Here is a 9,771-nt window from a genome sequence, read left to right as displayed (position 1 = left end):
CGAAGGCGGCCGGGCCGGCGAGCGCCGCGACGAGCGATGCCGCGATGGCGATCGGCGCGGCGACGGCCAGCCGGGGCAGCACGATCAGCGCGGCCGCGCCGAGCAGGCCCGCGGCTCCGACGACGGGCGGCAGCCACGGCAGGAAGTTCTGGGCGGCGGACAGCAGCACCACCGCCCACACCGTGGTGAGGACCACGAGCGCCGCGGCGACGATCCGGGCCCACAGCGCGTCGCGGCGCTGCCACAGCTGCGCCGCGCCGACGCCCACGAGACCGCCGATCGCGGGTGCGAGCGCCACCGAGTAGTAGGGGTGGATGATCCCCGCACCCAGACTGAAGGCGAGGCCGGTCACGACGAGCGTGCCGCCGAGCAGCAGCACGGCGGCTCGGCCGGCGTCGACCCGCGGCCGTCGCCAGGTGATGACGAGCCCGAGCACGAGCATGCCGAGCGCGGCGGGGAGCAGCCAGCTGATCTGGCTCGCGAAGTCCGAGCCGAACAGCCGCAGCAGGCCGGTCGGGCCCCACATGCCGCCCGTCGCCCTCCCGCCACCGCCACCGGTGACGGACCCGGTCTCCTGGCCTGTGAGGCGGCCGAAGCCGTTGTACCCGAAGGTCAGCTCCAGGAAGTCGTTCGTCTGGGAGCCGCCGATGAAGGGCCGCAGGTTCGCGGGCACCAGCTCCACGATCGCCACCCACCAGCCGGCCGCCAGCACGAGGGTGCCGAGCGCCCCGGCGAGGTGGGCCAGCCGCACGCCGATCCGGCGCGGAGCGGCGAACAGGTAGACGCCGCCGAGCACCGGCACGACGAGGAAGGCCTGGAGCTGCTTGGTCAGGAAGCCGAACCCGATCGCGACCCCCGCCCAGAGGACCCACCGCGCCCGGCCGTCCTCGATGCCGCGGAGCGTGAGGTACGTCGCGAGCGTGACGAGGAGCACGAGCAGGGCGTCCGGGTTGTTGAACCGGAACATGAGCACCGCCACCGGCGTGATCGCCGTCGCCGCCCCCGCGATGAGCGCCGCGCCCGGCGAGAACCGGCGCCGCACGATCAGGTAGACGAGCGCGACCGTCGCGACGCCCATCAGGGCCTCGGGCAGCAGGATGCTCCAGGTGCTCAAGCCGAAGATCCGCACCGAGAGCGCCATCACCCAGAGCGAGGCGGGCGGCTTGTCGACCGTGATCGAGTTGCCCGCGTCGGAGGAGCCGTAGAGGAAGGCCTCCCAGTTCGTGGCCCCGGCCTGCACGGCCGCGGAGTAGAACGCGTTCGCCCAGCCGCTCGCGGCCAGGTCCCACACGTAGAGCACGGCGGCGAGCGCGAGCAGGCCGAGGAACCCCGGGCGCACCCAGGCGGCGTCGGACTCGCGTCCGCGCCAGGCGGCACGGGCGAGGCGGGCGGCCCGGGGGCCGATCCGGGCAGGCGTCGCGGGCGTCGCGGTGCCGGCGGAGTCGGATCCGGAGAGGGTCGAGGTCACTGCGCGGCCTCCAGGGTCTCAGGGGATTCGGTCGTGGCCGGCGGCGCGGGCACCGGTGCGGGGCGCCGCTGCGGAGCCGCGCGGTGGGTGCGGAACACCCAGGCGCGCAGCAGCACGAAGCGGAGCACGGTGGCGACGAGGTTCGCGCCGGTGAGCACGAGGATCTCCTCGGCAGGCGACGCGTGCGGGATCACGTCGTGCAGTGTGACGAGCGAGCCGCTCGTGATGCACCAGGCGAGCCCGAAGACGACGAGGCCCTGGATCTGGTGCCGCACCGCGCCGACGCGCCCCGTGACGCCGAAGGTGAACCAGCGGTTCACGCCCGTGTTCGCGACGGCCGTGAGCAGCAGCGCGAGGAAGTTCGCGGCCTGCTCGCCGAACAGCGGTCGCAGCACGAGGAAGAGGAGCGCGAAGGCGAGGGTCGACAGCACGCCCACGATCCCGAAGCGCAGCACCTGCGAGAGGAAGCGCGGCGGAGTGGTCGGGCCGATCGGCCCGCGGCCGAGTTCCTCGGCGATCGCCTCGACCGGGATGCGGTGCCGCCCGAGGTCGTTCAGCAGCCGCCAGATGCCCTTCAGGTCGTCGATCGCGGTGCGCCTCAGGTCGACCCGGCTGTCCGGATCGTCCGTCCAGTCGACCGGCACCTCGTGGATCCGAAGGCCCGAGCGCTCCGCGAGCACGAGCAGCTCCGTGTCGAAGAACCAGCTGTCGTCCTGCACGAGCGGCAGCAGCCGGGCCGCGGCCTCACGGGTGATCGCCTTGAACCCGCACTGGGCGTCGCTGAACGACGCCGAGAGCACGGTGCGGACGAGACCGTTGTAGGAGCGGGAGATGAACTCGCGCTTCGTGCCGCGGATCACCCGGCTGGTGCGGGTGAGCCGGGTGCCGATGGCGACGTCGGAGTGGCCGGAGAGCAGCGGCGCGACGAGCGGGGCCAGTCCGGCGAGGTCGGTGGAGAGGTCGACGTCGAGGTACGCGAGGACCCGGGCGTTCGAGGAGCCCCACGCCGCCTTGAGCGCACGCCCGCGGCCCTTCGCGTCCAGGTGCAGCACCCCGACGTCCGAGAGCGAACCGGCGAGCCCCTCGGCGATCGTGAGCGTGCGGTCGGTGCTCGCGTTGTCGACGATCGTGATGCGCCAGTCGACCGCCAGATGGAGCGAGAGGTAGCGGTGGAGTCGCCAGATGCTCTCCTGCAGCACCCGCTCCTCGTTGTACACCGGCACGACGATCTCGACGTCGACGCGCTCGCTCCAGAGGTTCATGAGGAGGATCGTGAGCGGGCGCCCTATGGCCCGCCTATGACGCCTCGATGAAGCGCAGACGGACGTGCGGCCTGCAGGATCCCGTGCGCGGTGCAGGACGGATCCGGGCCGCCGATCCTGCGCACCGCTCACGGTCCTGCAGGTCGCACGGAAGGGCGTCAGGCGGGCGCCGCGTCGAGGGCCGGGTCGACCGGCTCGACCGGATCGACGGGCTCGACCCCCTGCTCCGCGGCCAGCTCCGCGTAGAGCCCGCCGAGGCGGACGAGGTCGCTGTGCGTGCCGCGCTCGACGATCCGCCCGCCGTCGATCACGAGGATCTCGTCGGCGCCGAGCACGGTCGAGAGCCGGTGCGCGATCGCGAGCGTCGTCCGACCGCTCGAGGCCGCGTCGAGCGCCTCCTGCACGATCCGCTCCGAGACGGAGTCGAGCGCGCTCGTCGCTTCGTCCAGCAGCACCACGGGCGGGTTCTTCAGCAGCACCCGCGCGATCGCGACCCGCTGCTTCTCGCCCCCGGACAGCCGGTAGCCACGCTCCCCCACCACGGTGTCGTAGCCGTCCGGGAAGCGCGCGATCGTCTCGTGGATGTTCGCGCCGCGTGCCGCCGCCTCGATCTGCTCGTCCGTGGCGTCGTCCTTGGCGTAGCGGAGGTTGTCGCGGATGGTCGCGTGGAAGAGATACGTCTCCTGACTCACGATGCCGATGCGGGACAGCAGCGACGACTGCTTCAGGCGCCGCACGTCGACGCCGGCGAAACGCACCCCTCCGCCGGTCACGTCGTACAGGCGGGGCAGCAGGTAGCCGATCGTCGTCTTGCCCGCACCCGAGGGGCCGACGAGGGCGGTGAAGCGTCCCGGGGCGACGGTGAAGCTCACGTCGTCGAGGATCCGAACCGGCTCGCGCTCGCCGGGCGCCGGCGGGTAGGCGAAGGAGACGTGGTCGAACTCGACGAGCCCGACCCGGTTCCCGGCCGGCACGTCGATGGCGTCGGGGGCGTCACGGATGGCGGGCTTCAGATCGAGGTACTCGAAGATCCGCGCGAACAGCGCCGTCGAGGTCTGCAGGTCGAGCGCGACGCGGAGCAGGCCGAGCAGCGGGAACGTGAGCCGGGACTGGACGGTGGTGAAGGCGACGATCGTGCCGGCCGTGATCGGCGCCCCGTTCGCGAGCAGCATCCCGGAGACCAGGTAGACGAGCGCGGGCACGACGAGCAGGAACACCTGCAGGATCGCGAAGAACCCCTGCCCGGTCATCTCCTGCCGGATCTGCAGGCGCAGCTGCCGCTCGCTCTCGGCGGCGTAGCGGGAGGTCTCGCTCCCCTGCCGGGTGAACGCCTTGGCGAGCAGGATGCCGGAGACGCTCAGCGCCTCCTGCGTGATCGCGGACAGCTCGGACAACGACTCCTGGGTCTTCGTCGCGATGCGCGCCCGCCGCTGCCCGACCCGGCGCTGCACCACGACGAGCAGCGGCAGGAGCAGCAGGGCGATGATCGTGAGCTGCCAGCTGAGCAGCACCATCGCCACGAAGGCGGCGAGCACCGTGACGGTGTTGCCGACGACGCTCGAGACGGTGTTGGACAGCACGTTCGAGACGCCGCCCACGTCGTTGGCGAGCCGCGACTGGATCACGCCGGTGCGGGTGCGGGTGAAGAAGCCGAGCTCCATGTCCTGCAGGCGCGAGAACAGCCGCACCCGCAGCGCGGCCGTCACGCTGTTCCCGACGGTCGCGGTGAGGTAGGTCTGCCACACGCCGAGCGCTTGGGAGATCGCCCAGACGACCACGATGGCGCCGACGATGGCCGTGAGCACGGGCAGGTCCGGATGCCCGGTCCTCGGGAAGAGGCCGTCGTCGAAGGCGCGCTGCGTGAGCAGCGGCGGCACCACGGTGAGCGCCGCCGTGATGAGCACGAGGGTGATCGTGACGGCGAGCCGCGCGCGGTGCGGGCGGAACAGGTGGGCGATGCGCCGGCCGAGATCCGGGACCTTCGGCGCCTTCGCGATCTCGTCGCGGGCGGCGGCCGCGTCGCGCCCGCCCATCCCGCCCCGGGGACCGCCGCGCACCATGCTCACAACCGCCAAGGGTAGGTCGGCGCGGGGTCGGTCCTGCGCGGTGCCCGCGGGCGCCTCCGGGTACCCGGTCCCCGAGGGCCGAGCACCGGCGGCGGACGACTGAACCGCATCACCTGAACGGGGGGCGGTAACCGCTCGGGATCAGGATCGCAACGGTTGCTGCAAACGCTTGCACTGCGCCTTGCCACTGCATAGGCCATCGTCTACGGTGACGCAGGGGCGCGCACCAGCGCTCAGACACAGCAGTCTGTGTTCCCGAACTCAAAGAGGAGTCCAATGAGAAAAGCGATGCGCGTCGCCGCAGCAGGCGCGACGCTCGCACTCACCACCATCGGACTGGTCGCGTGCTCCAGCACGTCCTCCAGCCCCGGCGGCGGAAGCAGCAGTGGCACGAAGATCGACAGCTCGCAGTACGGCCCCATCACGGTCGTGCAGGGCAAGGACAACAACGGCACCCTCCCGCTGCTGAAGGCCATGTGGGACAAGGCGTACCCCAAGACGCCGGTCACCTTCAAGCAGCAGTCGGACCAGGCCGACCAGCAGCTGCAGGACGACCTGCTGCACTTCCAGCAGAAGTCGTCGGACTACGACGTCATCTCGTCCGACGTGGTGTGGACCCAGCAGCTCGCGTCGAACCAGTACCTCCAGCCCCTCACCGGCGCCTACAAGCTCGACCAGTCCGCGATCGTCCCGGCCGTCCTCGCCACGTCGATGTACCACAACGTGCAGTACGCGGCGCCGCAGGCGACCGACTCGCAGATCCTCTACTACCGCAAGGACCTGCTCGGCTCGAAGCCCGTGCCCACGACGTTCGCGGAGCTGTTCGCGGACTGCTCGATCGCCAAGGCGAAGAACATCGGCTGCTACACCGGTCAGTTCGCCAAGTACGAGGGCCTCACCGTGAACTTCTCGGAGGCGGTCAACTCGGCTGGCGGCACGGTGGTCGACGCCTCGGGTAAGCCGACCCTCAACACGCCGCAGGCGAAGCAGGGTCTGCAGACGCTGGTCACCGCGTTCAAGAACGGCGACATCCCGGCCGACGCGATCACGTTCCAGGAGGAGCAGGGCCGCGCCGCGTTCGAGTCCGGCAAGTACCTCTTCTACACGAACTGGCCGTACGCCTACAGCCTCACCCAGAACGACCCGACGTCCTTCGCCAAGAAGAAGCCGTCGGCGCTCGGCATCGCCGGCTTCCCCGGCAAGTCGAGCCTGGGCGGCCACAACTGGGCGATCAGCAACTACTCGAAGCACAAGGGCACCGCGCTGCAGTTCCTGAAGTGGTTCCAGAGCCCCGCGGTCCAGAAGTTCGCCATCGAGAAGTCGTCCGCGGCCCCGGTGCTGAGCTCGCTGTACTCGGACTCGACGCTGACGGGCAAGTACAAGTACCTGCCGACCCTGAAGGCCTCGCTGGACAACGCGGTGGCGCGCCCGGCGACGCCGTACTACCAGGCGGTCACCACCGCGATCCAGAACAACGCCTACGCGGCCCTCAAGGGCTCGAAGACGGTGGACGCGGCGCTGAGTGACATGTCCACGGCGATCACCCAGGCCGCCAACGGCGGCTGATCCCGCTGCACTCGAGAGGGCCCGGGTGCCGACCACCCGGTCGGCACCCGGGCCCTCTCGCATCTCCCCCCGGTCACACGTGCAAGGAGGCATCATGACCACCGCGGATCCCACGACCGCGATAGCAACGTCCCCCGGTGACGGACGGCGACCGGGGCGCGACAGCCTCGACGCCAACCGGCGCCGAGAGGTCCGAAACGCATACCTGCTGCTGCTGCCCACGATCGTCGTGATGGCCGTCGTCGTCGGGTATCCGATCATCCTGTCGGTGTTCAACTCGTTCCAGGCCGACAGCCACATCGACCCCAACACCGGATTCGCCGTGACGGGCGGCTTCGTGGGGCTCGAGAACTACACCCACTGGCTCCTGCAGCAGTGCGCGACCGCGACCGGCACTCACGTCGCCTGCGCCTCGGGCACCCTCGCCGCCAGCTTCTGGAATTCCGTCTTCGTCACGTTCTTCTTCGCGGTCGTGACCGTCGTGCTCGAGACCATCTTCGGCCTCTGGATGGCGATCATCATGAACCGCAACTTCCGGGGCCGCGGCATCCTCCGCGCGGCCGTGCTCGTGCCGTGGGCCATCCCCACGGCCGTGACCGCGAAGCTCTGGTACTTCATCTTCGCGAACGGCGGCATCGCGAACACGATCCTCAACGCGAACATCATCTGGGGCTCCGACCTCTGGGCCTCCCGGTTCGCGATCGTGATCGCGGACACGTGGAAGACCACCCCGTTCATGGCGCTGCTCATCCTCGCCGGCCTCCAGCTCATCCCGGAGGACGTCTACGAGGCCGCACGCATGGACGGCGCGACGACCGTGCAGCAGTTCTTCCGCATCACGCTGCCGCTGCTGCGACCCGCGCTCGTGGTCGCGATCCTCTTCCGCACCCTCGACGCGCTGCGCATGTACGACCTGCCGCAGATCCTCACCGGGGGCGGCGGCGGTCGCGGTGACGCGACGACCACCCTCTCGATCCTCGTGGTCGATCAGGTGAAGTCGGGCCTGAACTCGGCGTCGGCCCTCTCGACCATCACGTTCATCATCATCTTCGTTGTCGCGTTCATCTTCATACGCCTCCTCGGCGCGAACATCACCGGCAGCGAGAAGAAGGCCAGGAAGGTGGCGAAGGAAGTATGAGCTCGACCTCTGTCGCTGGTCCCGCCAGCGCGACCGCGGAACGGCCGGTCTTCAGCGAGCTGACGCTCGCGAAGACGCGGGCCCGGCGCCGTCGGGCGGCCGGATCCGCCGCCCGCACCGCCATCCAGGCGGCGCTGATCGTGATCTGGTGCCTGCTGCCGTTCTACTGGATGATCGTCACCGCGTTCCGCGACGTCGGGTACACGTTCGAAGCGAACCCGCTGCCCGATCACGTGACGTTGAACAACTTCGCCACCGCGTTCGATCCGGCCAACAACCAGCTCGGCCTCGGCCTCGCGAACAGCCTCTTCATCGGCACGACGGTCACGATCATCGCGCTCGTGGTCGGCGTCTTCGCGGCCTATGCGCTCGCCCGGCTCACGTTCCCCGGCAAGGGGTTCGTCATGGGCTTCGTGCTCGGCGCCTCGATGTTCCCGGGCGTCGCGCTGCTCACCCCGCTGTTCGGCCTGTTCACGGACATCGGGTGGGCGGGCACGTACCAGGCGCTGATCATCCCCTACATCTCCGGCGCGCTGCCGCTCACGGTGTACACGCTGAACTCGTTCTTCCGCGAGATGCCGTGGGAGCTCGAGGAGGCGGCTCGGATCGACGGCTGCACGGCGGCGCAGGCCTTCCGGATCGTGATCCTCCCGCTGGCGGCGCCCGCGGTGTTCACGACCGCGATCCTCGCGTTCATCGCCAGCTGGAACGAGTACCTGCTCGCCTCGGTGCTGCACAGCAACCAGACGCAGACGGTGACGACGGTCATCGGGCAGTTCACGGGCAGCCAGCCCCACCAGGTGCCGTACACGGCCACCATGGCGGCCGGGGTGGTCGTGACCGTGCCGCTGATCATCCTCGTGCTGATCTTCCAGCGGCGCATCGTCGCCGGTCTCACCGCCGGCGGCGTCAAGGGCTGATGGACGGAAGGCGGCGGCGGGACCTGAAGGAGACCTTCGACCTCGGTCTCGGCTTCATCGGGTTCTTCGCCGTCGCCTTCGTCGGCATCACCCTGTGGCTCGAGATCACCAAGAAGGACGCGCTCGTGTCCGCGCTGACCGCGCTCGTCCTGATCCTGTTCGAAGTCGGCCTCTGGTTGCTCCGTCGGAGCGTGCTGAATCGCCCCGAGGGACCCGACGGCTCCTGATGCATCCAGTCGTGGAGGTGGGACCGTGACCAGCATCCACGACGTCGCGCGGTACACCGGGGTGTCCACCGCGACCGTCTCCCGGGCCCTGCGAGGCCTGCCGAACGTGTCGCCGCGCACCCGCCAGGCCGTGCAGGCCGCGGCGGCGGAACTGGGCTACGTGCCCTCCCCCTCGGCGGCCGGGCTCTCCAGCGGGCGGCATCACGCGGTCGGCGTCGTCATCCCCTACATGGGCCGCTGGTTCTACACGGAGGTCGTCGAGGGTGTCGACAGCGTGCTCCGGCGTGAGGGCTACGACGCCTTCCTCGTGAACCTCGGGGCGGGGCCGGGGGAGCGCGAGCGGCTCTTCCACAACGCGCTGCTGCGCAAGCGCGCTGACGCGGTGATCGCGCTCGGCATCGACTTCTCGAAGGAGGAGCGCCGGGAGCTGCGGTCGCTGCAGATGCCGGCGATCGTCGTCGGCGCTCCCGTCCGCGGGCTTCGCAGCGTCGGCATCGACGACTCGGTCGCCACCGCGCTCGCGATGGAGCACCTCGTCTCCCTCGGCCACAGCCGGATCGCCCACATCGGGGGCGAGAACGACTACGGGATGGACTACACCGTCGCCCTTGCGCGTCGCGACGCCTGGCGGGCGGCGCTGCAGACCCACGGGATCGCGGTCCGAGAAGACTGGTTCATCTCGGCCGGGTTCCAGATGCCGCCCGCGAAGCTCGCCGCCCGTGCGCTGCTGTCCGGACCCGACCGGCCGACGGCCGTGTTCGCCGGTTCCGACGAGATGGCCTTCGGGGTCCTCCTCGCCGCCGGTGAGCTCGGCCTGCGCGTCCCCGAGGACGTCTCGGTCATCGGCATCGATGACCACGCCTGGAGCGACGCCTTCGGGCTGACGACCGTGCGCCAGCATCCGCAGGTGCAGGGCGCGACGGCCGCCCGCATCGTGCTCGACGAGCTGCAGGGCATCCACGCCCGCCCGCGGACGGTGCGAGCCGAGTGCTCGCTCGTACTGCGCCGCACGACCGCTCCCCCGCTTCCGCAGGGCGAGCCCGCGGCGACGCTGCACCGACCGCTGGCTGTGCTCGAGCACACCTGACGCCCCGACCAGGGACGGACGCCGAAGGGCGCCACCC

The 9,771-nt window shown here is 70.5% G+C and carries 8 protein-coding genes; 5 read left to right on the top strand and 3 right to left on the bottom strand.

Annotation, left to right across the window (positions count from 1 at the left end):
- The 3 genes from JWQ92_RS02220 to JWQ92_RS02210 all read right to left on the bottom strand — a co-directional run.
- Nucleotides 1–1,468 (bottom strand): glycosyltransferase family 39 protein (locus tag JWQ92_RS02220; RefSeq protein WP_297342822.1); only part of this gene is annotated, 1,468 nt, incomplete at its 3' end.
- Nucleotides 1,465–2,730 (bottom strand): bifunctional glycosyltransferase family 2/GtrA family protein, encoded by a 1,266-nt coding sequence (locus JWQ92_RS02215; RefSeq protein ID WP_297342821.1) that lies wholly within the window; start codon nucleotides 2,728–2,730, stop codon nucleotides 1,465–1,467. The genes JWQ92_RS02215 and JWQ92_RS02220, both read right to left, overlap by 4 nt.
- Nucleotides 2,731–2,888: 158 nt before the next feature.
- Nucleotides 2,889–4,763: an ABC transporter ATP-binding protein gene (locus tag JWQ92_RS02210; protein WP_297342825.1), complete on the bottom strand. Its 1,875-nt coding sequence runs from the start codon at nucleotides 4,761–4,763 to the stop codon at nucleotides 2,889–2,891.
- Between the two features lie 309 nt (nucleotides 4,764–5,072).
- Between JWQ92_RS02210 and JWQ92_RS02205 the strand changes: the two genes are divergently transcribed.
- The 5 genes from JWQ92_RS02205 to JWQ92_RS02185 all read left to right on the top strand — a co-directional run bounded on the left by JWQ92_RS02205 (nucleotide 5,073) and on the right by JWQ92_RS02185 (nucleotide 9,734).
- Nucleotides 5,073–6,362 carry an extracellular solute-binding protein gene (locus JWQ92_RS02205; RefSeq protein WP_297342820.1) on the top strand — a complete coding sequence of 430 codons (1,290 nt, stop codon included), beginning with the start codon at nucleotides 5,073–5,075 and terminating at the stop codon, nucleotides 6,360–6,362.
- Between the two features lie 94 nt (nucleotides 6,363–6,456).
- The gene (locus JWQ92_RS02200) at nucleotides 6,457–7,500 is read left to right on the top strand and encodes a carbohydrate ABC transporter permease (RefSeq protein WP_297342819.1); all 1,044 of its coding nucleotides are present in this window, start codon (nucleotides 6,457–6,459) and stop codon (nucleotides 7,498–7,500) included.
- Nucleotides 7,497–8,420, top strand: a complete 924-nt coding sequence (locus JWQ92_RS02195) for a carbohydrate ABC transporter permease (RefSeq protein WP_297342818.1) — start codon at nucleotides 7,497–7,499, stop codon at nucleotides 8,418–8,420. Before JWQ92_RS02200 ends, JWQ92_RS02195 begins: the two co-directional genes overlap by 4 nt.
- Nucleotides 8,420–8,647 (top strand): hypothetical protein, encoded by a 228-nt coding sequence (locus tag JWQ92_RS02190; protein WP_297342817.1) that lies wholly within the window; start codon nucleotides 8,420–8,422, stop codon nucleotides 8,645–8,647. Before JWQ92_RS02195 ends, JWQ92_RS02190 begins: the two co-directional genes overlap by 1 nt.
- A 25-nt stretch (nucleotides 8,648–8,672) precedes the next feature.
- Nucleotides 8,673–9,734, top strand: coding sequence for a LacI family DNA-binding transcriptional regulator (locus JWQ92_RS02185; protein WP_297342816.1), 1,062 nt, complete (start codon nucleotides 8,673–8,675; stop codon nucleotides 9,732–9,734).
- Nucleotides 9,735–9,771 lie beyond the last annotated feature (37 nt).

It is taken from the genome of Amnibacterium sp. (genome assembly GCF_025463795.1).
In the GTDB taxonomy this organism is placed as follows: Bacteria; Actinomycetota; Actinomycetes; order Actinomycetales; family Microbacteriaceae; genus Amnibacterium.
This window is presented reverse-complemented; position numbering and strand designations above follow the sequence as displayed.

Coding starts and splice junctions, on each gene's coding strand:
- JWQ92_RS02215 (WP_297342821.1), bottom strand. CDS start 2,730: ATGAACCTCTGGAGCGAGCGCGTCGACGTCGAGATCGTCGTGCCGGTG.
- JWQ92_RS02210 (WP_297342825.1), bottom strand. CDS start 4,763: ATGGGCGGGCGCGACGCGGCCGCCGCCCGCGACGAGATCGCGAAGGCG.
- JWQ92_RS02205 (WP_297342820.1), top strand. CDS start 5,073: ATGAGAAAAGCGATGCGCGTCGCCGCAGCAGGCGCGACGCTCGCACTC.
- JWQ92_RS02200 (WP_297342819.1), top strand. CDS start 6,457: ATGACCACCGCGGATCCCACGACCGCGATAGCAACGTCCCCCGGTGAC.
- JWQ92_RS02195 (WP_297342818.1), top strand. CDS start 7,497: ATGAGCTCGACCTCTGTCGCTGGTCCCGCCAGCGCGACCGCGGAACGG.
- JWQ92_RS02190 (WP_297342817.1), top strand. CDS start 8,420: ATGGACGGAAGGCGGCGGCGGGACCTGAAGGAGACCTTCGACCTCGGT.